The 23,673-nt window shown below is 68.2% G+C and carries 23 protein-coding genes and 1 riboswitch; of the genes, 9 read left to right on the top strand and 14 right to left on the bottom strand.

Features of this window, described 5'->3' with window-relative positions; translation table 11 throughout:
- Positions 1 to 4: 4 nt before the first annotated feature.
- Together AC3ANU_RS09180 and AC3ANU_RS09175 are read left to right on the top strand one after the other, a co-directional pair.
- Complete coding sequence (locus tag AC3ANU_RS09180) at positions 5 to 769, top strand: amino acid ABC transporter permease (RefSeq protein ID WP_018768558.1); 765 nt, start codon at positions 5 to 7, stop codon at positions 767 to 769.
- Positions 766 to 1,503 carry an amino acid ABC transporter ATP-binding protein gene (locus tag AC3ANU_RS09175; RefSeq protein ID WP_018768559.1) on the top strand — a complete coding sequence of 246 codons (738 nt, stop codon included), beginning with the start codon at positions 766 to 768 and terminating at the stop codon, positions 1,501 to 1,503. Before AC3ANU_RS09180 ends, AC3ANU_RS09175 begins: the two co-directional genes overlap by 4 nt.
- 136 nt (positions 1,504 to 1,639) lie before the next feature.
- On the opposite strand, the gene hemL is transcribed toward AC3ANU_RS09175, so the two are convergent.
- From hemL to hemE, 10 genes are all read right to left on the bottom strand, one after another.
- Positions 1,640 to 2,971 carry a glutamate-1-semialdehyde 2,1-aminomutase gene (gene hemL, locus AC3ANU_RS09170; RefSeq protein WP_018768560.1) on the bottom strand — a complete coding sequence of 444 codons (1,332 nt, stop codon included), beginning with the start codon at positions 2,969 to 2,971 and terminating at the stop codon, positions 1,640 to 1,642.
- Positions 2,972 to 3,004: 33 nt separating this feature from the next.
- A complete protein-coding gene (locus tag AC3ANU_RS09165) occupies positions 3,005 to 4,081 on the bottom strand; it encodes an LLM class flavin-dependent oxidoreductase (RefSeq protein WP_018768561.1) in 1,077 nt (358 codons plus the stop codon).
- Positions 4,078 to 5,061 (bottom strand): porphobilinogen synthase, encoded by a 984-nt coding sequence (gene hemB / locus AC3ANU_RS09160; RefSeq protein ID WP_018768562.1) that lies wholly within the window; start codon positions 5,059 to 5,061, stop codon positions 4,078 to 4,080. The genes AC3ANU_RS09165 and hemB overlap by 4 nt, the downstream gene beginning before the upstream one ends.
- Positions 5,062 to 5,118: 57 nt before the next feature.
- Entirely contained in the window at positions 5,119 to 6,000 is an 882-nt protein-coding gene (locus tag AC3ANU_RS09155) for a uroporphyrinogen-III synthase (RefSeq protein ID WP_268003333.1), read from the bottom strand.
- A gap of 7 nt (positions 6,001 to 6,007) precedes the next feature.
- Entirely contained in the window at positions 6,008 to 7,006 is a 999-nt protein-coding gene (gene hemC / locus AC3ANU_RS09150) for a hydroxymethylbilane synthase (RefSeq protein WP_018768564.1), read from the bottom strand.
- Positions 7,003 to 8,250, bottom strand: a complete 1,248-nt coding sequence (locus AC3ANU_RS09145) for a ferrochelatase (RefSeq protein ID WP_268003335.1) — start codon at positions 8,248 to 8,250, stop codon at positions 7,003 to 7,005. The genes hemC and AC3ANU_RS09145 overlap by 4 nt, the downstream gene beginning before the upstream one ends.
- Positions 8,247 to 8,948 (bottom strand): hydrogen peroxide-dependent heme synthase, encoded by a 702-nt coding sequence (gene hemQ, locus AC3ANU_RS09140; RefSeq protein WP_018768566.1) that lies wholly within the window; start codon positions 8,946 to 8,948, stop codon positions 8,247 to 8,249. The genes AC3ANU_RS09145 and hemQ overlap by 4 nt, the downstream gene beginning before the upstream one ends.
- A 113-nt stretch (positions 8,949 to 9,061) precedes the next feature.
- On the bottom strand, positions 9,062 to 9,961 hold the full coding sequence (locus AC3ANU_RS09135) for a hypothetical protein (protein ID WP_488315862.1): 900 nt from the start codon (positions 9,959 to 9,961) through the stop codon (positions 9,062 to 9,064).
- Positions 9,962 to 10,100: 139 nt separating this feature from the next.
- Positions 10,101 to 11,582, bottom strand: a complete 1,482-nt coding sequence (gene hemG / locus AC3ANU_RS09130; protein ID WP_268003337.1) for a protoporphyrinogen oxidase — start codon at positions 11,580 to 11,582, stop codon at positions 10,101 to 10,103.
- Positions 11,583 to 11,586: 4 nt separating this feature from the next.
- Positions 11,587 to 12,681: a uroporphyrinogen decarboxylase gene (gene hemE / locus AC3ANU_RS09125; protein ID WP_043424792.1), complete on the bottom strand. Its 1,095-nt coding sequence runs from the start codon at positions 12,679 to 12,681 to the stop codon at positions 11,587 to 11,589.
- 158 nt (positions 12,682 to 12,839) lie between these two features.
- On the opposite strand from hemE, the gene AC3ANU_RS09120 reads away from it, so the two are divergent.
- Positions 12,840 to 14,165, top strand: a complete 1,326-nt coding sequence (locus AC3ANU_RS09120) for a glutamyl-tRNA reductase (RefSeq protein WP_144599983.1) — start codon at positions 12,840 to 12,842, stop codon at positions 14,163 to 14,165.
- Positions 14,166 to 14,272: 107 nt separating this feature from the next.
- Here the strand turns inward: AC3ANU_RS09120 and moeB are convergent, their stop codons facing one another.
- The gene (gene moeB, locus AC3ANU_RS09115; RefSeq protein WP_488315861.1) at positions 14,273 to 15,472 is read right to left on the bottom strand and encodes a molybdopterin-synthase adenylyltransferase MoeB; all 1,200 of its coding nucleotides are present in this window, start codon (positions 15,470 to 15,472) and stop codon (positions 14,273 to 14,275) included.
- 84 nt (positions 15,473 to 15,556) lie between these two features.
- Here moeB and AC3ANU_RS09110 point away from each other — a divergent pair, with 84 nt between their 5' ends.
- From AC3ANU_RS09110 to AC3ANU_RS09100, 3 genes are read left to right on the top strand one after another with little or no spacing between them, the layout of a single operon-like run.
- Positions 15,557 to 16,222: a TetR/AcrR family transcriptional regulator gene (locus AC3ANU_RS09110; RefSeq protein WP_018768572.1), complete on the top strand. Its 666-nt coding sequence runs from the start codon at positions 15,557 to 15,559 to the stop codon at positions 16,220 to 16,222.
- Between the two features lie 48 nt (positions 16,223 to 16,270).
- The gene (locus tag AC3ANU_RS09105; protein WP_018768573.1) at positions 16,271 to 16,495 is read left to right on the top strand and encodes a DUF3107 domain-containing protein; all 225 of its coding nucleotides are present in this window, start codon (positions 16,271 to 16,273) and stop codon (positions 16,493 to 16,495) included.
- A 21-nt stretch (positions 16,496 to 16,516) separates the two neighbouring features.
- A complete protein-coding gene (locus tag AC3ANU_RS09100) occupies positions 16,517 to 16,819 on the top strand; it encodes a hypothetical protein (RefSeq protein ID WP_018768574.1) in 303 nt (100 codons plus the stop codon).
- Between the two features lie 87 nt (positions 16,820 to 16,906).
- Here the strand turns inward: AC3ANU_RS09100 and AC3ANU_RS09095 are convergent, their stop codons facing one another.
- The 3 genes from AC3ANU_RS09095 to thiO form a co-directional block, all read right to left on the bottom strand.
- Positions 16,907 to 17,722: a thiazole synthase gene (locus tag AC3ANU_RS09095; RefSeq protein ID WP_056394063.1), complete on the bottom strand. Its 816-nt coding sequence runs from the start codon at positions 17,720 to 17,722 to the stop codon at positions 16,907 to 16,909.
- A gap of 4 nt (positions 17,723 to 17,726) precedes the next feature.
- Complete coding sequence (gene thiS, locus AC3ANU_RS09090; RefSeq protein WP_056394066.1) at positions 17,727 to 17,963, bottom strand: sulfur carrier protein ThiS; 237 nt, start codon at positions 17,961 to 17,963, stop codon at positions 17,727 to 17,729.
- On the bottom strand, positions 17,960 to 19,261 hold the full coding sequence (gene thiO / locus AC3ANU_RS09085; protein WP_134163765.1) for a glycine oxidase ThiO: 1,302 nt from the start codon (positions 19,259 to 19,261) through the stop codon (positions 17,960 to 17,962). Before thiO ends, thiS begins: the two co-directional genes overlap by 4 nt.
- A riboswitch (TPP riboswitch) is annotated at positions 19,255 to 19,373 on the bottom strand. It overlaps the preceding gene by 7 nt.
- 27 nt (positions 19,374 to 19,400) lie before the next feature.
- Between thiO and thiE the strand changes: the two genes are divergently transcribed.
- The 3 genes from thiE (at position 19,401) to AC3ANU_RS09070 (ending at position 23,667) form a co-directional block, all read left to right on the top strand.
- Positions 19,401 to 20,135: a thiamine phosphate synthase gene (thiE, locus tag AC3ANU_RS09080; RefSeq protein WP_082581891.1), complete on the top strand. Its 735-nt coding sequence runs from the start codon at positions 19,401 to 19,403 to the stop codon at positions 20,133 to 20,135.
- A gap of 36 nt (positions 20,136 to 20,171) precedes the next feature.
- The gene (locus tag AC3ANU_RS09075) at positions 20,172 to 21,677 is read left to right on the top strand and encodes an RNB domain-containing ribonuclease (protein ID WP_144599985.1); all 1,506 of its coding nucleotides are present in this window, start codon (positions 20,172 to 20,174) and stop codon (positions 21,675 to 21,677) included.
- A 289-nt stretch (positions 21,678 to 21,966) separates the two neighbouring features.
- The gene (locus tag AC3ANU_RS09070) at positions 21,967 to 23,667 is read left to right on the top strand and encodes a DEAD/DEAH box helicase (RefSeq protein WP_018768580.1); all 1,701 of its coding nucleotides are present in this window, start codon (positions 21,967 to 21,969) and stop codon (positions 23,665 to 23,667) included.
- The last annotated feature ends 6 nt before the right edge of the window (positions 23,668 to 23,673 follow it).

Raw genomic sequence — 23,673 nt, 5'->3', positions numbered from 1 at the left:
TTCCATGGATATCCTCAAGCAACTCGCTGACACCTTCCTTGACTGGAAGGCGATGGGCGAAGTCATCCCCAAGATGTTCGCCGTCGGCCTGCCGAATACCCTCGTGCTGGCCATCATCTCGGGCATCATCGGGACAGCCCTGGGGATGCTGCTCGCCCTGATGGGGATCTCCCGGAACGCAGCAGCGCGCTGGGTCGCGCGGATCTACACGGACATCCTGCGCGGCCTCCCGCCGGTCCTGACCATCCTGGTCATCGGCTTCGGATTCGGGCCGATCGTCCGCGAATTCACGGGTTCCACGAGCCCCTACCCGATGGCTGTCGCGGCGCTTTCGCTGATGTCCGGCGCCTACATCGGCGAGATCTTCCGCTCCGGCATCCAGAGCGTCGACAAGGGACAACTCGAGGCTTCCCGCGCCCTGGGGTTCGGCTACGGTGCGTCCATGCGCCTTGTAGTGGTGCCCCAGGGCATCCGGCGGGTGCTTCCGGCCCTGGTCAACCAGTTCATTGCGCTGATCAAGGAATCATCCCTTGTCTTCCTCCTGGGACTGCTGGCAAGTGAGCGCGAGATCTTCCAAATCGGCAAGGATGCGGCGGCCACCACCGGCAACCTGTCGCCCTACGTGGCGGCAGCCGTCTTCTACCTGGCGCTGACCATCCCGCTGACCCACTTCGTGAACTGGATCGATGCCCGGCTGCGCACCGGCAGGCCCGAAAAGAAAGAACCGGACGAGGCCGCAGCGGTCGTTGGAAAGGGAGCCCAGGCATGAGCGAATTTGCGTCGGGAACACTGAGCGCCAAGAACATCCACCTTTCCTTCGGCAGCAACCACGTCCTGCGGGGCATCGACCTGCACGTTCCCCAGGGCACCACGGCGTCCGTCATTGGACCGTCGGGTTCGGGCAAGTCCACGCTGTTGCGCGTCATGAACCGCCTGATCGAACCGGACCAGGGGGACATCCTGCTGGACGGGCGGTCAGTCCTGAAGGACAACCCGGACGAGCTGCGCCGCCGGATCGGCATGGTGTTCCAGCAGTTCAACCTGTTCCCGCACAAGACGGTGGAGGAAAACGTTTCACTGGCCCTGCGGAAGCTGCGCAAGCTCTCCAAGGAGGAGGCGCGCAGTGAGGCACTGGAGCAGCTGGACCTGGTGGGCCTGAGGCATAAGGCCGATTCCCGCCCGGCCAACCTCTCCGGCGGCCAGCAGCAGCGCGTGGCCATCGCCCGTGCGCTGGCCATGAAGCCGGAGGTCATGTTCTTCGACGAGGCAACCTCTGCCCTGGACCCGGAGCTGGTCAAGGGCGTGCTGTCGCTGATGGCGGACCTCGCCAAGGGCGGCATGACCATGGTGGTGGTAACCCACGAAATGGGCTTCTCCCGCAACGTGTCCGACGCCGTAACGTTCATGGACGCCGGTGTTGTTGTGGAGTCCGGTCCGCCGGAGCAGCTCTTCACCGACCCGAAGACGGACCGGCTCAAGGGCTTCCTCTCGGACGTCCTCTAGGGCCGAAGGCACGCACAGACAGAAAATCCCCGCTTCCCGGACTTTCCCCTCGCATGCAGTGGGATTTGTCCGGAAGGCGGGGATTTTTCGTCCCGGCGGCAGGTTCACGACGCCGGGACGCACCTTTTCGCTGTTCCTACCCCTGGGCGGCGGCTGCGGCCCTGGCTGCCGCGGGAAGGGCGTCGTAGATCCGGTTCATGGCATCATCGTCGTGCGCGGCGGAGAGGAACCAGGCCTCGAAGACCGACGGCGGCAGGTACACGCCGGACTCCAGCATGGAGTGGAAGAACGGCGCGTAGCGGAACGCCTCCTGGGCCTGGGCGTCGGCGTAGTTGTGGACGCCGTGGGCCGAGGTTCCGAAGGCCACCGAGAACAGGTTGCCGGCGAACTGGATGGAGTGGTCCACCCCGGCGGCATCCAGGGCGTTGGACAGCGCGGAGGACAGTTCGAGGGACCGGACGTCGATGAAGGAATAAACGTCCCGCGTGGCGTGCGTCAGGGTTGCCACACCTGCCGCCATGGCCACCGGGTTCCCGGAAAGCGTTCCGGCCTGGTAGACCGGGCCGGTGGGGGCCAGGTAGTCCATGACGTCGGCACGTCCGCCCAGTGCCGCCGTCGGCATTCCGCCGCCGATGACCTTGCCGAAGGTGAGCAGGTCCGGAGTCCAGGGGTCCTCGGCATCCGGCGCGCCTCCGGTGAGGCCCCAGTAGCCGGAGTAGCCGGTGCGGAAACCGGTCAGGACCTCGTCGACGATGAGCAGCGCGCCATGCTCGCGGGTGATCCGGGAAAGCCCTGCATTGAACCCTTCGGCGGGGGTGACCACACCCATGTTGGCGGGCGCCGCTTCGGTGATGACGGCCGCGATATTGGATCCGTGCGTGGCGAAGGCTTCCTTGACGGCCTGGAGGTCGTTGTAGGGCAGCACCAGGGTTTCGGCGGCGGTGGCTTCCGTGACGCCGGCGGAACCGGGCAGGGCGAGGGTTGCCACGCCGGAGCCTGCAGCGGCCAGGAGTCCATCGAGGTGGCCGTGGTAGCAGCCGGCGAACTTGATGATGAGGTTGCGGCCGGTGAACCCGCGGGCCAGCCGGACCGCCGTCATGGTGGCTTCGGTGCCGGTGGAGACCATGCGGAGGCGCTCGACGGCGGGGACGCGCTCCTTCACGATTTCGGCCAGGTTCGCTTCGTCCGGGGTGGAAGCGCCGAAGGAGAGGCCGCGGTCGACGGCGGCGTGGACGGCATCCAGCACGGCCGGGTGGGCGTGCCCCAGCAGCGCCGGGCCCCAGGAGCAGACCAGGTCCACGTATTCCTTGCCGTCGGCGTCGGTCAGGTAGGGCCCCTTGGCGGAGACCATGAAGCGCGGCGTCCCGCCGACGGAGCCGAAGGCCCGGACCGGCGAATTGACTCCGCCCGGCATCAGCTGGCGGGCGCGGTCGAAGAGTGCCTCGTTGCGAGGATTGCTGGAAGTCATGGTTTCTATTCTCTCAGTTAGCCGGAAGCGCAGTCAGCCGGCGAGCAGCTCTGCCACCCGGGGCGCCACCGCGGTGCCCATCAGTTCGATTGAACGCATCATGGCCGCGTGCGGCAGCGGTCCGTTGCTGTATTTCAAGTCGAAGCGGTCCACACCCAGGTTCCGCTTCAGCCGGACGATTTTTTGGGCCACCGTTTCCGGCGATCCGACGTAGAGGGCGCCTTCCGCGGAGCACAGGGCGTCGAACTCTCCCCGGCCGGCCGGTCCCCATCCGCGTTCGGCGCCGAGCTTGTTGCGCAGCTTCAGCCAGTGCGGGAACAGTTCTTCCCGGGCCTGCTCATCGGTGTCGGCCACGTGCCCGGGCGAGTGCGTGGCCATCTGCTGCATGGGGTGCCCGTACTTGGCCATCGCCTCCCGGTAGAGGTCGGCAAGCGGCCGGAAGCCGCGCGGCTGGCCGCCGATGATGGCAAAGATGATGGGATAGCCGTACTGGGCGCAGCGCAGCACCGATTCTGGTGTTCCGCCCACCCCGATCCACGTGGGCAGCAGGTGGTGCTCCAGGGGCGGATAGACGCTCAGGCCGTGCAGCGCGGGCCGGGTGCGGCCTTCCCAGTGCACGGGCTTTTGCGCGCGGACCTTGTCGAACAACTCGAGTTTCTCTTCGAACAGGACCTCATAGTCGGCCAGGTCCAGGCCGAACAGGGGGAAGGATTCGATGAAGGATCCGCGCCCCAGCATCACTTCGGCGCGGCCGTTCGAAATGGCGTCCACAGTGGAAAAGCGCTGGAAGACACGGATGGGGTCATCCGAGCTCAGGACTGTTACGGCGGAGCCCAGCCGGATGCGGGTTGTGCGGGCGGCAGCGGCGGCCAGGAAGACTTCCGGCGCTGACACCGCGTAGTCCTTGCGGTGGTGCTCACCCACGCCAAAGGCATGGAGCCCGACGGCGTCGGCAAGTTCCGCCTGTTCCAGCAGTTGGCGCAGGACCTGGGCGTGCGGCTGCTGGCTGCCGTCCGGAGCCTCGCCAACGTCACCGAAGGTGTTCAGGCCGAGGAGGATGCGGTCCTCCCCCACCGGCGCGGTGGGTTCCGCGGCCTGCCCGGCTGTCACCGGGCTTCCTTCAGCCAGCCGGCCAGTTCGGCGGCCCAGTACGTGAGGACCATGTGGGCCCCGGCCCGCCGGATGCCCAGGACGGACTCGGTGATGGCTGCGCGGCGGTCGATCCAGCCGTTGGCGGCGGCGGCCTCGATCATGGCGTATTCACCGGAAATCTGGTAGGCGGACACCGGGACGGGACTCATCGCGGCAACGTCGGCCACGATGTCCAGGTAGCTCATGGCCGGTTTGACCATGATGATGTCCGCGCCCTCGGCGAGGTCCAGTTCAACCTCGCGGAGGGCTTCGGTGCGGTTGCCGGCATCCATTTGGTAGGTCCGCCGGTCGCCCTTGAGCTGTGAGTCCACCGCTTCGCGGAACGGCCCGTAGAACGCCGAGGCGTACTTGGCGGCGTAGGCGATGACGGAGGTGTTGGCATATCCGGCTTGATCCAGGGCCGACCGGATGGCGGCGATCTGGCCGTCCATCATGCCCGAGGGGCCCAGCATGTGCGCGCCGGCCTCCGCCTGTGCAACGGCCATCCTGGCGTAGATCTCCACGGTGCGGTCGTTGTCCACGTACCCGTCGGCGTCGAGGACTCCGCAGTGGCCGTGGTCGGTGAATTCGTCCAGGCACACATCGCTCATGACCACCAGGTCATCGCCCACTTCGGCGCGGACGTCCCGGATGGCCTTGTTCAGCACTCCCTCCGGGTCGAGTGATGCCGAGCCTTCGGCGTCACGGGTTTCCGGGATGCCGAAGAGCATGATGCCGCCCAGGCCGAGCTCAACGGCCTCCGCCGCGGCCCGCTTGAGCGTGTCGGTGGTGTGCTGGACCACCCCCGGCATGGAAGTGATGGGGTTGGGTTCGGTCAGTCCCTCGCGGATGAAGGCCGGAAGGATGAGTTCCGCCGGCGAGAGGCGGGTTTCGGCGGTCAGCCGGCGCATGGCGGGGGTGGTGCGCAGGCGGCGGGGGCGTTGGTTGGGGAAAGTCATGGGTCCTGTCCTTCGCGTTGTTCTTGAAGCTTGAGGGGGCATACCGGGGCGGGGCGGTCAGGGCGGGTTGAGGGCCTTCGCGACGGCCGCCACCAGCCCGTCCGGTGTGGGCTCAGCCGCCACCGCAGCCACGTCCAGGCCCAGGGCAGCAGCCTGGTCCGCCGTCGAACGGCCGATCACCACCAGCCGGCAGCCGCCCAGGGGACCAAGGGCGGAAATACGGCGTACGGCGCTCGGCGAGGCGGCGATCACGGCCGCTATGCGCCCTTCGGCGATGTCCGCGGCGGCCGTTTCGGGCGTCAGGAGGGAGTACGACGGCGGGTGCTGGCCGGCGTCGCCGTCTTCCGGCTGCACGGCGAGCCTGCGGTCGGCTGCCGCCGGATAGTCGACGGTGCGGTAGGCCGTTACGGCGGTGACGGCGCTGCCTGCGGCAGCGAGGCCCTCTGCCAGTGTGCCGGCTGCGATGTCCGCCTGCGGCAGCAGGATCCTGCCGCCGCCGGGCCATACCGCGAGGAGGCCGGCGGCCGACTGTTCGCCGGCGGGGGTGAGGGCGGCATCCAGCCCGCCCGCCGACAGCAGCCTCCGCGTGGCGGGGCCGATCGCGGCGATCCGGGTACCGGAGGGGACCAACTGGCCCAGGCCAAGGCCACGCTCGGCGGCCATTTCCATCAGGACATGCACGGTCGTGGCACTGCTGACCACCAGCCAGTCGAAGGCCCCTGCCGCCAGGGCGTCGCAGGCGACGTCGAGCGCGTGCTGGTCCGGGGCCCGTTCGAAGTCGATGAGCGGCAGCAGCACCGGCGTCGCGCCGGCTCCGGCCAGGGCCTCCACCAGGGCACCGGACCGCTCCGGGCTGCGCGTGACGAGGACGCGGGCTCCGCCCAGCAGGGATTGGCTGGGTGGAATCTGCGGTCCGGACCTGCGGGAAGGCTGCGTCATCGCCGGGTCAGGACGCCTGCAGGTCTGCGATGTCGGCGGCTCCGGCGGCAAGCAGCGCTTCGGCCAGTTCGATGCCCAGCAGGGTGGCCCCGACTTCCGTGAGTCCGTCCGTGGCGCGCTTGTCCCGGACCGTTGCGGTGCCGTCGACGGCGCACACCACGGCTTCCAGGTGCAGCATGCTGCCCTTCCGGTAGGCATAGGCGCCTACCGGGGCTGCACAGCCTGCTTCGAGCCGGGCCAGCAGGGCGCGCTCTGCCGTCACGGCAAGGCGGGTGTCGGGGTCGTCCAGGGCAGCGAGGGCTTGGGCCAGGACCTCACGGGATCCTTCATCCGATCCCGGTTTGGGCGGCGCGTCGGCAGTACGGCATTCGATGGCCAGTGATCCCTGTCCGGCCGCGGGCAGCATCACGTCCGTTTCGAGGTACTCGGTGACGGCGTCCAGCCGGCCAATGCGCTCAAGGCCGGCGGCAGCAAGAACCACGGCGTCCAGGTCGCAGGATTTCCCGGGGACCACTTGGTCAGTGGAGTTGCCTGGCAGGCCGGGAACACGGCCCAGGCGGGTGTCCACGTTGCCGCGGATGTCGACAATGTCCAGGTCGGCGCGGGCCGCCCGCAGCTGTGCAGCGCGGCGGGGCGACCCGGTGCCGACCCGGGCTCCGGCAGGCAGGTCGGCCAGCTTGAACCCGTCGCGGGCGCACAGGACGTCGCGGACGTCCACCCGGCGCGGCGTGGCGGCAAGGCTGAGTCCTACTGCCGCACCGGTGGGCAGGTCCTTGAGCGAATGGACGGCGACGTCGCACTCACTGCGCAGCAGCGCGTCGCGCAGGGCCGCAACAAAGACGCCCGTGCCGCCCATCTGGGACAGCGACCCGGTGAGGACGTCACCGTCAGTGCGGATGTGCACCAGTTCCACCGGGAAACCCCCGACGGCGGCGAGCTGGTCCGCGGTCTGCTGGGTCTGGGTGAGCGCCAGTTTGCTGGCGCGGGTTCCAATCCGGACCGTCACGGCTGCGCCGTCTCGCCGGCATCCCCCGAGGGATAAGGGTCATGCCCCGTGCCCACGGTGGTGTCGGCTCCTGCAATCGTGGGTTTTTCGCCGCGGAAGTTGGCGCAGCAGCCCGGGCGGCAGACGTCGTACCAGGGGCCAAGATCCGTCAGGGCGGGACGGTCGCTGATGTTGTTGGCCACCGTCCGCTCGCAGATGAGGTCCACAAGTCCATTAACGAACGTGCGGTGGGTACCGGGGGTGGGGACGCGGGTGGCCGCAAGGCCGAGGTTTGCGCACGTTTCCATGGCCTCGGTGTCCAGGTCCCAGACAACTTCCATGTGGTCGCTGACAAAGCCCAGGGGGACGATGACGATGCCCTTGACGCCCTGCCCGGCGAGTTCCTCGATGGCGTCATTGATGTCCGGTTCCAGCCACGGCACGTGCGGGGCGCCCGAACGGGACTGGTACACCAGGGACCACGGTGCGGTCAGGCCGGTTTCATCCTGGACCCGCCCGATGACGGCCGCGGCGTTGGCCAGGTGCTGCGCCACGTAGGCGGACCCTTCCTCGAACTCACGCGGCTCACCCTCGGACCGCCCCGCGGCCTCAGCATCCCGGGTAGGGATGGAGTGGGTGGCAAACAGGATGTGGACGGGCGCGTCGGGGCTTCCGGCGTCGGCAAGCTTGGCGCGCACATCGGCCAGTCCTGCGGCAGTTCCCTCGACGAACGGCTCCACGAAACCGGGGTGGTCGAAGTACTGGCGGACCTTGTCCACTTCCAGCCGGCCGTCCAGGCCGGTCTCCGTCAGGGCCATGCCGATGTCCTCGCGGTACTGGCGGCAGCTGGAGTAGCAGGAGTAGGCACTCGTGGTGAGCATCAGCACCCGGCGGTGGCCGGCGTCGTACGCTTCCTGCAGGGTCTGGGGGATGTACGGCGCCCAGTTCCGGTTGCCCCACAGCACGGGCAGGTCGATGCCGCGGGCAGCCAGTTCGGCTTCCAGCGCTGCCTTGAGTTCCCGGTTCTGCTGGTTGATGGGGCTCACGCCGCCGTTGGCGCGGTAATGGTGCGAGACTTCCTCGAGCCGCTCGTCCGGGATCCCCCGGCCGCGCGTGACGTTGCGGAGGAACGGGATGACGTCCTCCTGGCCTTCCGGACCGCCGAAGGAGGCGAGCAGGACGGCGTCGTAATTCTTGGGGACCATGCGCCCGGCCTCGGTGACGGGGTTCACGGCGGTGGCAACTGTGGGGTCGAGCGGGTTCATGCGAGCACCTCTGCTACTTCTTCGGCGGTGATCCGGCGTCCGGTGTAGAACGGAACTTCCTCGCGGACATGGTTGCGGGCCTCCGTGGCGCGCAGGTGGCGCATCAGGTCCACGAGGTCCACCAGTTCGGGTGCCTCCAGGCCGAGGATCCATTCCCAGTCCCCCAGGGCGAAGGAGGAGACGGTGTTGGAGATGACCTGGGGGAAGTCCCTGCCCAGCAGGCCGTGGTCGCGGAGCATCTTGCCGCGCTCGGCCTCCGGCAGGATGTACCACTCGTAGGAGCGCACGAACGGGTAGACGCACAGCCACTCGGCCGGAGCGACGCCCCGCGAGTAGGCGGGCGTGTGGTTCTTGGCGAACTCCGCCTCGCGGTGGACGCCCATGGCGGACCACACGATCTCCGTGCCCGCGAAGAGGGGGCTGCGGCGGATGTCGCGGATGGCCTGCTGCAGCGCCTCGGGCTTGGGGCCGTGGAGCCACACCATGACGTCGGCGTCGGCGCGCATGGCCGAGACGTCGTAGCTGCCCCGGTGCGTGACGCCGGCCGCGGCGAGCCGCTCCAGCAGCGCTTCGAAGTCGGCGGCGGCATCGGCGCTGCGGACCACTGACTCCGACCGCTTGAATACCGTCCAGAGGGTAAAGAACTGCTCGGCTGATTCTTCGGTTTTAGTGACAGATTCGGCAGAAGTGTGGCTCATGGTTACAAGTTTGCCCCTTCGCTGCCCCCAAGGCGAAACCGAAGAGTTCTACAACTCGTAGAAGTGAGCAAAGTCACGTTTGCCTGCCGTGGAGGGCTTCCGGCGCCGCATCCTCAGGGGCGGCGCATGCGCAGGAAGACCAACCCGGCGGCGGCACCCACGCCAACCAGTCCGGCGCCCAACCACACCATGGCATCCGGCATGTCCGGCAGGGGGCCGGTGGAGGAAACGGCGCGGCCCGGGCCCGCGGGTGCAGCGGCAGCCTGCGGCACCCGGGTGGGCTGGGACTGGCGTGCATTGATGGACAGCGCGGTGGGCAGCGACGTGGGCAGGGTGGGAGAAGGCGCAACCGCTCCCCCACTCGCGGCCGGGCCGGCCGCATCTCCACCGGCCTCTCCACCGGTGGCGGTACCTGCCGCCCCGCCGGGGGCTGCTACGGCATCCTGTGAACCGGACGCCTGGCCTGCCGCTTCTGTTCCAGGCAAGGGAGGCGTCGGGGCCGGGGCGCCCCCCGCCGGGGAGGTACCGGCCGCGGGGGCAACCCCTGGCGCGGTGGCTGAGGTGGGCCCCGGCTGGGTGCCGGATCCTGGTCGGGTTGCCGTGGAGGATGCTCCGCCGGCCGGCGCCGCAGTCGAGGTGGTCGGGCCGCCGGTCACCAAAGGCGTTCCGGAGACTGTGGGCAGCGGGACGTCCGGAAGCGGCAGTCCCGTCATCGAAGCCTGCGCTGTGGCCTGTGCCGTCGCCGTCGTCGAACCGGGTGCGAGCGAAGCCTTCACGGCCGGCAGCAATGCTCCCGGCACGGCAGGGATGGCCGGAACCTTGCCACGAGGGGTGGCAGTTGAACCGTCGGCGGCCGTTCCGGCCAGGGACGCCTGCGCTGGGGAGTCTTGGGGAGGGGGAACCGCGTCGTCAGCCAAGGACGCCTGCACGCCGGTGGAAAGAACCAGTACCGCTCCGAACGCAGCGGCTGCAGTACCGCGTCGGAGTCCCCCATGGATACCGGTCCGGGACATGGAAAGCTCGGACCTGTGTTGAACCATAGTCATCGACCCTAACCAGAACGGATGGCCGATTGAAAACCGGGAAGGGCCGCGGGGCGTGCGGGTGGATACTGCCAAGAACCCGACGCGCCGGGCTGACCAGCACCGATGCCTAGGCGGCGGTTAATTGGCCGATTTGCTCACGTGTGTCGGCAACGACGGCGGCGAGGCCGTTTCCGGCCACCCAGCCGCCCACGATTGCCAGGCCACCGGCGGCGGTGCAGGCCTGGCGGATCTCTGCTGCCCGGGCGCGGTGCCCCACGGCTGCGAACGGCAGCGAGCCGCGCCATCGGACAACGTCCCATCCGCGCACGTCCCCGCCGGCGATCTGGACGCCCAGGAGAGCGGAAGCGTCCCGCAGGGCGGCTGCGAAGAGCTCGTCATCGGTATCCGGTCCGGCAGGCTGGTGCACCGAAGCGCCGTCCACCCGGCCGTAGGAAAGGCGCACCACGTGGCGTCCCTGGCCGGCAGCAGCCGCCAGCCAGTCCCATTTTCCCGTTGCATGCGTCAGCGCCTTTGCCTCGATGCCCGGCGTTTGCGGGGCCACCAGGATTCCTGTCCCCCGGGGCCGCCGGTCAAGGTCCGGTTTGTCCAGGACCACGGTGACCAGCTTGACGTCAGGTCCGGACGCAGGCTTCTTCCCTGCGATCAGCGGGACGGCATGTTCCAGCAGTCCGACGGCGGCCGGGCCATCCACGGCCACCACCAGCAGGGCGGTGCGGAAGGCTGCACCGCCGGCCTCCACCAGCCAGCCTTCAGGGGTGCGGGATACAGAGGTGGCAGCGGTGTTCGCCAGCAGGGCGACGCCCCGTCGCCTGAGATCTTCCACCAGTGCATCCACCAGGGTGTGCATGCCGCCTTCGAGGCCCGCGACTGCGGAACCGGCCTTGGCAGGTTTTCCTGCTTGGCCGGGCTGGAGTGGGGTGCCGGCGCCGGCTGCCCCGGAATTCTCACCGGCCCCGCGCCGCTGGGCCGAAACCGCGGCAGCGAGGGAACCGTGCCGGCGCAACCCTGCCCGCAGCCCTGGAGCCACCATGTCAACGTCGAGCAGCCCGGGATCTGCGGAGTGGACGCCGCCCACCACCGGCGAGACCAGGCGCTCCAGCACCCGCGAACCCATCCGGGCCCTGACCAGCGCGGAGACGCTGGTGACGCCCGCACCGGCGCCCACGGAAGCGGGCAGCAGCCTGTCCAGGGAGGCCCGCAGCGAGCCCAGGGTACCCAGGGTGCGCCGGACTTCAGGATCCCAGGGGTTGGCGGGGATGCCCAGGACGCCGGTCCTGGGAAGTTCGCGGGCACCATCCGGAAGCTGCACCCACGCACCTCCGGGGCGGGGCGGAACGATCCTTGCGCCCAGGCCAAGTTCTGCGCACAGCCGCGCGACGGCGTCGGACCGCGTGGCGAACGACTCGGCGCCACTGTCCAGCGTGAGGCCCGCTACCGTGTGGCTGCCCACGCAGCCGCCCCACGCCGGGCCCGCCTCCAGGACCGTCACCTCGTGGCCGGCCGCGGCGAGTTCCCGGGCGGACAGCAGCCCGGAGATTCCTCCGCCCACCACCAGTGCCGTGCCGGGCCTCGCCGCAGAACTGCCCATGTGGCTACTCCGGCGAGATGGAGTGGATGAGCTCCACCACCCGGGTCAGGACGTCCGGGTCGGTTTCGGGCGGCACTCCGTGTCCCAGGTTCAGGACGTGGCCGGGGGCGGCGGAGCCGGCGGCGATGACCTCGCGGACATGGGCCTCGAGGATGTCCCAAGGAGCCGCCAGCAGTGCGGGGTCGATGTTTCCCTGCAGCGGGACGGTTCCACCCAGCCGGCGGTTGGCCTCATCGAGCGGCAGCCGGTAGTCGACGCCCACCACATCCACACCCACGTCGCGCATGGCAACGAGAAGTTCGGAGGTGCCGGTGCCGAAGTGGATGAGCGGAGCCCCGAGGTGGCGGACATGGTCCAGGGCGCGGGCCGACGCCGGTGCAACGTACTTGGTGTAATCGGCCAGTCCCAGCGAACCCGCCCAGGAGTCAAAGAGCTGGGCGGCGGACGCGCCTGCCTCCAGCTGGGCCTGGAGGAACATGCCCGAGGCATCGGCAGCCCAGTTGGCCAGGGCGGTCCACGTCTCCGGATCCGCATGCATCATGGTCCGCGGGCCGAGGTGGTCACGGCTGGGTTTTCCTTCCACCATGTAGGCGGCCAGGGTGAACGGTGCGCCGGCAAACCCGATCAGCGGCGTCTTGCCCAGTTCGGCCACGGTCAGGCGGACGGCTTCGCGGATGGGTTCCAGGGCTTCCCAGGTGAGCTGGGGCAGGGCGGCAACGTCGGCCGCCGTACGCACCGGCATGTCAAGGACCGGGCCCACCCCGGGAACGATGTCCACGCCCACGCCGGCGAGCTTCAGCGGGATGACGATGTCCGAGAAGAAGATGCCCGCGTCCACATCGTGGCGGCGTACGGGCTGGAGCGTGATTTCGGAGGCCAGCTCCGGCCGGAGGCAGGAGTCCAGCATGGCGATGCCCTCGCGCACCTTAAGGTATTCCGGCAGCGACCGGCCCGCCTGCCGCATGAACCAGACGGGACGGCGGGACGGCTTGCCTCCGCGGTAGGCCGTGATCAGCGGTGAATCCGCTGTGCGGCCGTCCATCAGTGGATGGTCTGCGGCAAGGGCGCCGGCAGCGGAGACGGCAGGGCTAGGAGTCATGCTTTTGATTGTGCCGAAAAAGAGCTGCAAAAGATAACGACAACCTGTCGCTGGCAACGCGGGCCAGGGGGAGGTGGCGCGGATCACGGTGGAATGTGGCGGTTATCCTTTCCGGGGGTTGTTCTACCAGGCAACGAAAAAGCTATGATTGGTCTGCTGTGGTTCTTTTCTCATTGGTGGCTACACACGCCGACATCGACCTTGAAACCGTTGCTCAGTTGAGCAACGGTTCCTCCGGGATTGCCGCATCCGCGCTCACCGAATCCCCCGCCGTGGCAGGGGCAGTGGTGCTGGCCACCTGCAACCGCTACGAAATCTACGGCGAAGCTGCCAACCCCAACGACGTCGAAGCAGCCCGGGCGGCACTCGTGGCCCGGATCAGCGAGGCCAGCGGACTGGCCGAACCCCTCGTCTCACGTTCCTTCAGCACACGCACCGGACCCGAGGTGACCCAGCACCTGTTCGCCGTCAGCGCGGGACTGGACTCCGCCGTCGTGGGTGAACGCGAAATCGCCGGCCAGGTGCGGCGGGCACTGATTACCGCCCAGCACGACGGCACTGCCAGCGCCGGCCTCATCCGGCTTTTCCAGGCCGCCTCCAAGACAGCCAAGGATGTTGGCGCGCAGACGGCGCTCGGTTCCCGCGGCCTGTCCATCGTCTCGGTGGCACTGGACCTTGCCACCGATCTTTCCGAAAACCCGGACTGGACAACCAAGAAGGTTGTGCTGTTCGGGACCGGCGCCTACGCCGGGGCCACCATGGCACTGCTGCGTGAACGCGGCTGCACGGACATCTCCGTTTACTCCTCGTCCGGCCGGGCCGAAGGATTTGTCGCCTCGCGCGGCGGGACCGCCCTGGACGTGGACTCGCTGCGGTCCGCAGTGGCGGCTGCGGACGTCATGATCGGGTGCAGTGGGTCGGACACCCGGGTCGAAGCCGACGAGCTCGCCCAGGTGCGCGCCGATTCGCCGCAGCCCCTGATCGCCATCGACCTTGCCCTCACCCACGACTTCGACCCCGCCGTCGGCGAGCTGGACGGCGTGGAACTGCTCACCCTGGAATCAGTCCGCCTGGCCGCGCCGCAGGAACAGGCGGAATCGCTGGCCCAGGCCAGCGGCATCGTGAAGGGTGCCGCCAAGGCCTTCGAGCAGGAGCGTGAAGCCCGCTCCGTCGATTCAGCCATCGTTGCCCTGCGGCGCCACACCATGAACGTCCTGGACGCGGAGATGGAAAAGGTCCGTGCCCGCCACGGCTGCACCGCCGCCGCCGAGGAAGTCGAGTTCGCCCTCCGCCGCATGGTCAAGCAGCTGCTGCACGTACCCACGGTCCGCGCCCGCGAACTCGCTGCGAACGGCCAACAGGACGACTACGTTGCTGCGCTGGAGGCCCTGTACGGCATCACTGTCGAACAGCCCGCCACCGCCGCCCCTGCCGCCGTCGAGGCCGAATGCCCGGTGGACCACCAGGGCCGCGAAACCGCCTGACCACGCCCCATCACTACCTGCACTATTTACGGCAAGGCCCCATCACTTTCTTCTGGAAAGTGATGGGGCGTACTCCAAAAGGGCGCGGGAAGTGATGGAGCGTCCCGTCAGTAGAGGGGCTTCTGGGGTTCCACCTCACGCACCCAGGCCAGGATCCCGCCGTCAAGGTGGCTGACCCGCTGGTAGCCGGCCTGCCGTGCCGCTGCCAGCACGTTCGCGGACCGGGTGCCGGCCTTGCAGTGGAACACGATGTCCCGGTCCTGCGGAAGTTCGTCCCACGCCTCCCCGGCAAGGATCCGTCCCTGCGGGATCAGTTTGGCCCCGTCGATCCGGACAATGTCGTATTCCCCGGCCTCGCGGACATCTACCAGCTCGAAATCCTTGAGTCCGGCTTTCCGCGACGCCAGCATAGTGGCCAGCTGGGTGGCGGTGACCGTATGTTCCGTGTCCGCCTGCGAGGCGGGAGCAATGCCGCAGAAAGCCTCGTAGTCAGTGAGTTCGGTGATGGGTTCCGCCGCGGGGTCCTTCGACACCCGGATCTCCCGCCAGCTGCCGCCCAAGGCGTCAAAGAGGGCCACGCGGCCCAGCAGGGAACGCCCGACGCCGGTGATCAGCTTCACTGCCTCGGTCACCATGAGCGATCCCACGGCAGCGCAGAGCATGCCGAACACACCGCCCTCGCCGCACGACGGCACGGACCCCGCGGGGGGAGCCTCCGGATACAAGTCGCGGTAGGTGGGCCCGTGCTTCTCCCAGAACACGCTGACCTGGCCGTCGAACCGGAAGATGGAACCCCACACGTAAGGCTTGCCCAGGATGGCCGCGGCGTCGTTCACCAGATACCTGGTGGCGAAGTTGTCGGCCCCGTCAAGGATGAGGTCGTACCCCCGGAACAACTCCAGGGCGTTGGACGCGTCAAGGCGCAGGTTGTGCAGCCGGACATCCACCAGCGGATTCAGCTCCGCGATGGCATCGCGTGCCGACTCGATCTTGGGCCGGCCCACGTCGCTGACGCCGTGGATCACCTGCCGCTGCAGGTTGCTCAGGTCCACCACGTCGTCGTCGACGATTCCAATGGTTCCAACGCCTGCCGCGGCCAGGTACAGCAGGGCCGGGGCGCCCAGGCCGCCGGCACCGATCACCAGCACCTTGGCGTTCTTGAGCCGCCGCTGGCCCAGGGCACCGATCTCGGGAATGATCAGGTGCCGGGAGTACCGTTCAACCTCGGCAGGGGTGAGACCGGCGGCCGGTTCCACCAGCGGATCCAGGGAATGGGTTGAAACATTTGCGGTGAAAGACGAAGCCATACTTCAATGTATGCCCCGGGATACCGCCGGGTCATATTACCCCGCAGTAAAGTGAAGGTAACTGCAATGGAAAGAAGGACAACTGTGGTCCCTGAAGCACGGGCTGACCGCCCGCCCGCCGCCGAACCGCAAACTCCCTCCCGCCCCGCAGGCCATCGGTCCGCCCGGTTGCCCCGGGATGAGCGCCGCGCACAGCTGCTTGCCGCCGCCCAGGAGGTGTTCGTGGCCAACGGCTACCACGGCGCGGCCATGGATGAAATTGCAGAGACCGCCCATGTCAGCAAACCGGTGCTGTACCAGCACTTTCCGTCAAAGCGGGAACTCTACCTCGCACTGCTCGAGAGCCACCTTGCGTCCCTGACCGAGTTGATGCTGGGTGCCCTGAATTCCACCACGGACAACGATGAACGGGTCCAGGCCGTCATGCGCGCCTACTTCCATTTCATCGCCAGCGACGACCAGGCCCACCGCCTGGTGTTCGAGTCCGACCTGATCAACGACCCCGACGTCAGCTCCAGGCTGGAAACCTTCAACCGGACCTTCGCCGACGCCATCGCCAGGGTCATTGCCGAGGACACCAAGCTCCCCCACCTCGAGGCCGAACTCCTTGGCCGCGGACTGGCCGGAATGGCGCAGGTCAGCGCGCGGTACTGGCTGGAAACGGACGGCAACCTGGACCTCAACGTGGCCAGTGACCTCATCTACCGTTTAGCTTGGCGCGGAATCTCTCGCTTCCCCAAAGAGTCCTAGACTACAAATAAGACATCATCGACGAACTTCACAGGCTGGGAGGCCCCCTTGGAAATTAAGATCGGCGTTCAAAACGTTGGCCGCGAGATCGTGCTGGAATCGGACCAGGACGCGGAGACTGTGGCCAAGGTTGTTGGCGAAGCCATCACCGGAGGCAACGAACTTCGCCTGAAGGATGAAAAAGGACGCCTGATCATTGTTCCGGGCAACGCTCTTGCCTATGTGGAAATCGGTGCCGAAGAGGTTCGGCGCGTAGGTTTCGGCCAGTTCTAGTCCCCGGTTCCAAGGAGATCCATGCTTTCGCTGTCCATCGTGGTGCTGGCTACTGTCGCCGGCGGCTTCGTCGTCTGGGCCAATGACAAGCGGCACGCCAAGTACGGTGCGGCGCTTCCGGCCGGCGTCGCCGCGGGTGCTGCGGCGCTGGTGTGGATCATTCTGATGGCGGCCGGTTTCGGCTACCTGCCCGGGCTGACCTGGCTTCCCTGGGTCCTGCCCATCGTTCTGGGCATTGCTGCCGCCATCGCCGCCGTCGCCTATTTTGGCCGTACGCGGGCGCGCCATGATGCGGAACGGCTCACTGCGATCCTGCGGCGCTGAGCCGTCGCTGGCAGGCTCCCAGGCATATGGCTGTGGCCACCACCCAGGCGGGTGGTGGCCACAGCCCTTTAAGTGAATGGCCGATGCCTAGAGGAACTCGGCCCGGCCTTCCATGGCGGATGAGGCGAGGGCATGCTCCCGGCGCGGGATGCGCCCGGCCGCCCGGGCCATCCTGCCCGCGATCACCGCGTGCTTGAAGGCTTCTCCCATGAGCGTGGGGTTCTGGGCGCGGGTCACGGCCGTGGCCAGCAGCACGGCGTCGCAGCCCAGCTCCATGGCAAGGGAGGCGTCGGATGCCGTGCCGATGCCGGCATCCAGGACCACGGGCACGGAGGCCCGGGAAACGATGAGCTCAATGTTGTGCGGGTTCAGGATCCCCAGGCCGGTGCCGATCGGGGCACCCAGCGGCATGACGGCGGTGGCTCCAAGGTTCTCCAGCCGCAGGGCCAGCACAGGATCGTCGTTGGTGTAGGCGAAGACCTTGAAGCCGCGGTTGACCAGCTGCTCGGTGGCCTCGACCAGTTCCACGGCGTCCGGCAGTAGGGTTTGTTCATCGGCGATGACCTCCAGTTTCACCCAGTCTGTTTCCAGGGCCTCCCGGGCCAGTTCCGCGGTAAGGACCGCGTCCCTGGCCGTGAAGCAGCCGGCCGTATTGGGCAGGACCCGGATTCCATGATCCACCAGCAGCTGGAACAGCGAGCCGGTTTCAGCCGTGGAGTAGCGCCGCATGGCCACGGTGGTCAGTGCGGTGCCGGAGGCAAGGAGCGCCGCGCCCAGGCCATCGAGGCTGGGCGCTCCCCCGGTGCCCATGATGAGCCTGGAACCCAGCGCGACGCCGTCGATCACCAGGGCGTCGCCGGCACCGGCGTTTCCTGCAGGGTTGATGGTGCTGGTTTCGGTCATGGCGTCAGCCTCCCTGTACTGCTGTAACAAGTTCGATGTCGTCGCCGTCGGCGAGCGCGGTGGCGAACCATTGGCTGCGCGGCACCACCTGGGCATTGTGCGCGACGGCGACGCCGAGTTTCCCGCCGTCGGTCGCCTGTCCGTTGTCCGCCAGCGGGCGTCCGGTGACCTCGCTGACCAGCGTGGTGATCGAAGCTCCGTCGGCCACCGTGTGCGGGTTTCCGTTAAGGGTGATGTTCACGCAGTCTCCTTGATGTGGGGGCTTGTTGCTGCCGTTGCCGGCCTGGAAAACCGGTCCGGGCTGAAGGGACCCCAGCGGGGATCGGCCCTGCCGTCCAGCAGTTCCCTGCAGATGGCCGCCGCGGCGGGAGTGAGCAGGACTCCGTGCCGGAAGAACCCGGTGGCGATGATGAGTCCGGGGACGTGCCCGGCCTGTCCTCCCCCGGCGCCCGGAGCGGCCGGCACCCGGCCCAGGAGCGGCGCGTTGTCAGGGGTACCGGGGCGGGCGCGGGCGGTGCATTCCAGGAGTTCGAGTTCAGCGACGGCGGGCACCAGAGCCTGCGCATCCCGCAGCAGCTGGTAGACGCCGCCGGCACTCACGGCATCGGAGAGGGCATCCTCCCGCTGCGTGGCTCCGATCACCACGGTCCCGTCCTGCCTGGGAACGATGTACACGGGGATGCCGTGGACCAGGCCGCGCACCGTTGACGTCACCAAGGGCTGAAGGTGGCGGGGAACGGCAAGGCGCAGGATATCCCCGTGCACGGGCCGCAGCGGCAGCTCAAGGCCGTCCGGCAGGCCGTCAAGCGCCCCCGCCTGCAGGCCATTGGCCACCACGGTCTCCGTTGCCAGCACCGTGCCGCCGCCGGCCAGGCGGACCCCGGACACCGTTCCGCCCTCCCACAGCAGCCCGGCTGCCCGCTCCGGCACGGCAAAACCTTCCACTGCCCCGGCAACCGCCAGCTGGGGCTGCTCCTGCGCCGCGCCGGCCAGGGCCAGCCGCAAGGCGGCCACCAGGCGCCGGGGATCCACCTGGTGGTCCGCCGGGGTATCAAGTGCGCACGCAATGGCCGGGCTGAGCAGCGGCTCACGCTTCCGGGCCTCCCGCACGGTCAGGGGTTCCACCGCCAGCCCGTTGGCCTGCTGGACTGTGCGCAGGTCCATCAGCGCCCGGCGGTCGGCCGCGTCGGCACCCACGGCGAGGGTCGGCGTCGTCAGGTATCCGGAATCCGCGCCCGTTGCCCTGCCCAGCCCGGCGGCGAACCCGGGCCAGCGCGATGATGCGTCAAGCATCAGTTCCAGGAGCTCTTCCTCCTGGTAATGCAGTTCGCTGACGGGAGCCAGCATGCCGGCCGCCGCCCAGCTGGCGCCGGTACCGGGCGCGTCATCAATGAGGACCACCGAGCGCCCGGAACGCTGCGCCTCCCAGGCAATGCCGTGCCCCACCACTCCCCCGCCGATGACGGCAACGTCGGCCCGGAGGGTGGAGGGAATGGAGCTGCGGGCGGACCCGGGGTGATGGGTGAAGGGGGTACGCATGTGGGTTCCTTCCCTACGCCGGCATTAACCGGATCAGGTCAAGCGGTCGGCTCTGACGCCCTCTCAGCCCGGCGCTTTGTGACAGCCGCCGCGGGCTCCCGCAGTACCAGCCCAGTTTAGAGGAACTAGGCTTGCACGCATGAATGTGTCCACCCCATCCTTTCCCGCCGGCCACCACGCTCCAGCCACCGAAGTCGTCAATTCACGGGACAACGACGCCCTGAAGGCAGCCCGCCTGTACCTCTGCACCGATGCGCGCCGGGACCGCGGCGACTTCGCGGAGTTCGTTGACGCCGCGTTCGCCGGTGGCGTGGACATCATCCAGCTGCGCGACAAGACCATCGAGGCGGCCGAGGAACTGGACCTCCTGGCGGTGCTGAAGGAATCCGCGGTACGGCACGGAAAGCTGTGGGCGGTCAATGACCGTGCGGACATCGCCGTCCTCTCCGGGGCACCGGTGTTCCACATCGGCCAGAAGGACCTGCCGCTGGCGGCGGCGCGCACGCTGGTCAACGGCAACGCCGCCATCGGGCTCTCCAGCCACACCACCGGGCAGGTGGACGCCGCCCTGGCAGCAACTGCCGGACCAGCCGGGCTGGACTACTTCTGCGTGGGTCCGGTCTGGGCAACCCCCACCAAACCCGGCAGGTCCGCCGTGGGCACTGACCTGGTGAAGTATGCCGCCGAGGCCTCACGGCAGGCGGCGGACCCCGTGCCCTGGTTCGCCATTGGCGGCATTGACCACGGAAACGTCCACCAGGTGGCGGAAGCCGGTGCGCGCAGGATCGTGGTGGTGCGCGCCATCACCGAGGCCTCCGATCCCGCCGCCGCTGCCGCCTCCCTCCTCGACGCATTGGACGCCGCCGCCGCCTGATGCCATATCGGCGGACTTGGAGCTACGCTGACTTTTGTGTCACATCATCGGCTGGCTCCAAACGTCCATGACCACAGGAACGCTCTGGAAGAGGCGTTGGGCCTGCTGCGCACCGAACTTGAACTGCCGGGACCGTACCCGGCTGAGGCAGTGGCGGATGCCCGGGCCGCGGTGGCAGCGCTGAAGCTTCCGTCCTACGACCTGACCGCCGTCCAGTTCGTGACCATCGATCCGGCCTCCTCCACGGACCTGGACCAGGCGGTGTTCATCGAACCGGACGGGAACGGCTACCGGGTAATGTACGCGATCGCCGATGTGCCGGCGTTTGTTGCGCCGGGAGGTCCCCTGGACGCCGAGACCCGGCGCCGCGGCCAGACGTTCTACGCTCCGGACGGCCGGATTCCGCTGCACCCGGAAGTGATCAGCGAGGGGGCAGGAAGCCTGCTGCCGGGCCAGGATTGTTCGGCTTTCGTATGGGACTTCACGCTCGACGGCGACGCAACGGTTGTGTCGGTGGGCGTCAGGCGGGCGCGGGTCCGCAGCCGCGACAAGCTCAGCTACAAGGGTGCGCAGGAAGACCTCGACGCCGGGACGGCCTCGCCGGTGCTGCGGCTCCTCCGCGAGGTGGGCCTGAAGCGGGTGGCCCTGGAGCGGGAACGCGGCGGGGCCAGCCTCAACATGCCCGAGCAGGAAATTGTCCAGCTGCCCGACGGCGGCTACCGCATTGCTGCCGTACCGCAGCTTCCCGTGGAGGACTGGAACGCGCAGATTTCCCTGATGACCGGGATGGCCGCCGCGCAGCTCATGCTGGAGGGCAAGGTGGGAATCCTGCGCACCATGCCCGCCCCGGACGAACGGTCGCTGAAGCATTTCCGGCTGCAGACCGAGGTGCTGGGCAGGCCCTGGGACGGTGAAGTCAGCTACGGCGAATACCTGCGTTCCCTGGATCCCACCGATCCCCGCCAGCTGGCCATCATGCATTCCGCCGGCATGCTGTTCCGGGGCGCCTCCTATACCGCCTTTGACGGAACGGTCCCCGAGGACGGCGTGCAGTCTGCCATCGGCGCGGCCTATGCCCACACCACCGCGCCGCTCCGCCGCCTGGTGGACCGCTTTGTGCTGGTGATCTGCGAGGCCCTCAGCAATGGCGGGGATGTTCCGGACTGGGCGCGGGAAGCCCTGCCGCTCCTGCCGGGCATCATGGCCGGATCGGACCAGCTCGCGTCCAGGATGGAACGACTGGCCCTGGACACCGTTGAGGCCGCGCTGCTGCTGAACCACATCGGGCAGGAGTTCGATGCGATCGTGATTTCCGGCTCCCGGCCGCAAAACGGAAACGGGAATGGAAACGGGACCGGGACGGTGAAAAACGGCAACGGGAAGAACGGAAACGGCAGCGGAAGTTCGGGCATTATCCAGATTGCCGAGCCCGCGGTCACTGCCCGGTGCGCCGGCGAGCTGGAGTCGGGTACCAAGGTCCGGGTCCGGTTGGTTTCCTCGGACATCACCACCCGCGAGATCCATTTCGAGCTGATCCCGTAAGCGGCGGCGGCCGCGGCAGGCGGGCCGAAACGTGTTTCTGCGACGTTGCAGCTAGACTGAGAGGGTAGAAATGGATGCCCGGTCGTTGATTTCCTTGATTTGAAACCAACAAGCCCGCCCCTACGCGATCTTGAGATTTGCCCGTTGGTCACCAGTGCCAGCATTAGATAGCCCGCGATCGGCTTCCACTGGAATCGCTTGCGCGCCTGAGCGTGCTCCGGAACGGCCAGTCCTGGCCGGCCCGTTGAGCAGGCAGCGCCATTGCCCAAATGAATAAGGAAACTCCCCCGTGAGTGAATTGCATACCCACCAGCTCCTGAGCGATGAGACCGGCACGGAAACCATCGAGCCGGAAGAAACCATCATCTCGGACGAGACCCCGCACGAGATCGCGGAAAAATCCTTTGCCGACTACAACGTCCGCGAGGACATCGTGGAATCCCTGGCTGACGCCGGGATCACCCACCCGTTCCCCATCCAGGCCATGACCCTTCCGGTGGCGCTGGGCGGCCACGACATCATCGGCCAGGCCAAGACAGGCACCGGCAAGACCCTGGGCTTCGGCATCCCCGCCCTGCAGCGGGTCATCGGGCAGGACGACCCCGGCTACGCCAAGCTGGCCGTCCCGGGAGCCCCGCAGGCCCTGGTCATCGTCCCCACCCGCGAACTGGCGGTGCAGGTGGCCGGTGACCTGGTGACCGCTTCCCGGAAGCGCAACGCGAGGATCGCCACCATTTACGGCGGCCGCGCCTACGAGCCCCAGGTGGAGGCCCTCAAGCAGGGCGTCGAGGTTGTGGTGGGTACCCCCGGCCGGCTGATCGACCTTTTCAAGCAAAAGCACCTGAGCCTGAAGAACGTCAAGATCGTGGTGCTGGACGAAGCTGACGAGATGCTGGACCTTGGCTTCCTGCCGGATGTCGAGACCCTCATCGCGGCAACTCCCGCAGTTCGCCAGACGCTCCTGTTCTCCGCCACCATGCCCGGTCCGGTCATCGCCATGGCCCGCCGCTACATGACCCAGCCCACGCACATCCGCGCCGCGGACCCTGAGGACGAGGGCCTTACCAAGCGCGATATCCGCCAGCTGATCTACCGTGCGCACAGCATGGACAAGATCGAAGTGGTGGCACGCATCCTGCAGGCCCGCGGCCGCGGACGGACCATCATCTTCACCAAGACCAAGCGCACCGCCGCAAAGGTGGCCGAGGAACTGGTGGACCGCGGCTTCGCTGCCGCTGCCATCCACGGTGACCTGGGGCAGGGCGCCCGTGAACAGGCACTGCGGGCATTCCGCAACAACAAGGTGGACGTCCTGGTGGCAACCGATGTCGCGGCGCGCGGCATCGACGTCGAGGACGTCACCCACGTGATCAACTACCAGTGCGTGGAAGACGAAAAGATCTACCTGCACCGGGTGGGCCGCACCGGCCGCGCGGGCAACAAGGGCACCGCTGTCACGTTCGTGGACTGGGACGATGTTCCCCGCTGGGTGCTGATCAACAAGGCGCTGGGCCTCAACGTGCCCGAACCTGTCGAAACCTACTCCTCCTCGCCGCACCTCTTCGCGGACCTCGACATCCCCGTGGGGACCAAGGGCCGGCTGCCGCGTGACAAGCGGACCCTGGCTGGCGTCGACGCCGAGGTGCTTGAGGACCTGGGCGAAACCGGCAAGAAGAACAGCCGCAGCGGCAGCCGCGACGGCGGCCGGTCCCGGGAACGGGACGGCCGTGGGCGGGAAAGCCGCACTGGCAGCCGCGAAGGTTCCCGCAGCGAAGGAAGCCGCAGCGGCGGCGACACCGCGCGCAGCGGCGAGCGCCGCCGTCGGACGCCGGACTCCGCCGCCGCTCCCGCGGCCGAGGCTGCCGCACCCGCAACGGGCGGCGAACAGCCTTCACGCACCCGCAGGCCCCGGACCCGCACCCGCCGCCGCAACGGCGAAGTGGTGGCAGGCGCCGACACGGGCACGCAGCCTGGCACGTCAGAGGGCTAACTGCCC

It is taken from the genome of Arthrobacter sp. SDR-2R, from assembly GCF_057747955.1.
Note: the sequence above shows the minus strand (reverse complement) of the source record. Positions and strands in the feature narration are given on the sequence as shown.

Coding starts and splice junctions, on each gene's coding strand:
- hemB (WP_018768562.1), bottom strand. CDS start 5,061: ATGACTTTCCCCAACCAACGCCCCCGCCGCCTGCGCACCACCCCCGCC.
- moeB (WP_488315861.1), bottom strand. CDS start 15,472: ATGGCTTCGTCTTTCACCGCAAATGTTTCAACCCATTCCCTGGATCCG.
- AC3ANU_RS09155 (WP_268003333.1), bottom strand. CDS start 6,000: ATGACGCAGCCTTCCCGCAGGTCCGGACCGCAGATTCCACCCAGCCAA.
- AC3ANU_RS09180 (WP_018768558.1), top strand. CDS start 5: ATGGATATCCTCAAGCAACTCGCTGACACCTTCCTTGACTGGAAGGCG.
- hemG (WP_268003337.1), bottom strand. CDS start 11,582: ATGGGCAGTTCTGCGGCGAGGCCCGGCACGGCACTGGTGGTGGGCGGA.
- AC3ANU_RS09095 (WP_056394063.1), bottom strand. CDS start 17,722: ATGACCGAAACCAGCACCATCAACCCTGCAGGAAACGCCGGTGCCGGC.
- thiO (WP_134163765.1), bottom strand. CDS start 19,261: ATGCGTACCCCCTTCACCCATCACCCCGGGTCCGCCCGCAGCTCCATT.
- AC3ANU_RS09145 (WP_268003335.1), bottom strand. CDS start 8,250: ATGAACCCGCTCGACCCCACAGTTGCCACCGCCGTGAACCCCGTCACC.
- hemE (WP_043424792.1), bottom strand. CDS start 12,681: ATGACTCCTAGCCCTGCCGTCTCCGCTGCCGGCGCCCTTGCCGCAGAC.
- AC3ANU_RS09135 (WP_488315862.1), bottom strand. CDS start 9,961: ATGTCCCGGACCGGTATCCATGGGGGACTCCGACGCGGTACTGCAGCC.
- hemQ (WP_018768566.1), bottom strand. CDS start 8,948: ATGAGCCACACTTCTGCCGAATCTGTCACTAAAACCGAAGAATCAGCC.
- hemL (WP_018768560.1), bottom strand. CDS start 2,971: ATGACTTCCAGCAATCCTCGCAACGAGGCACTCTTCGACCGCGCCCGC.
- AC3ANU_RS09175 (WP_018768559.1), top strand. CDS start 766: ATGAGCGAATTTGCGTCGGGAACACTGAGCGCCAAGAACATCCACCTT.
- AC3ANU_RS09100 (WP_018768574.1), top strand. CDS start 16,517: ATGCTTTCGCTGTCCATCGTGGTGCTGGCTACTGTCGCCGGCGGCTTC.
- thiE (WP_082581891.1), top strand. CDS start 19,401: ATGAATGTGTCCACCCCATCCTTTCCCGCCGGCCACCACGCTCCAGCC.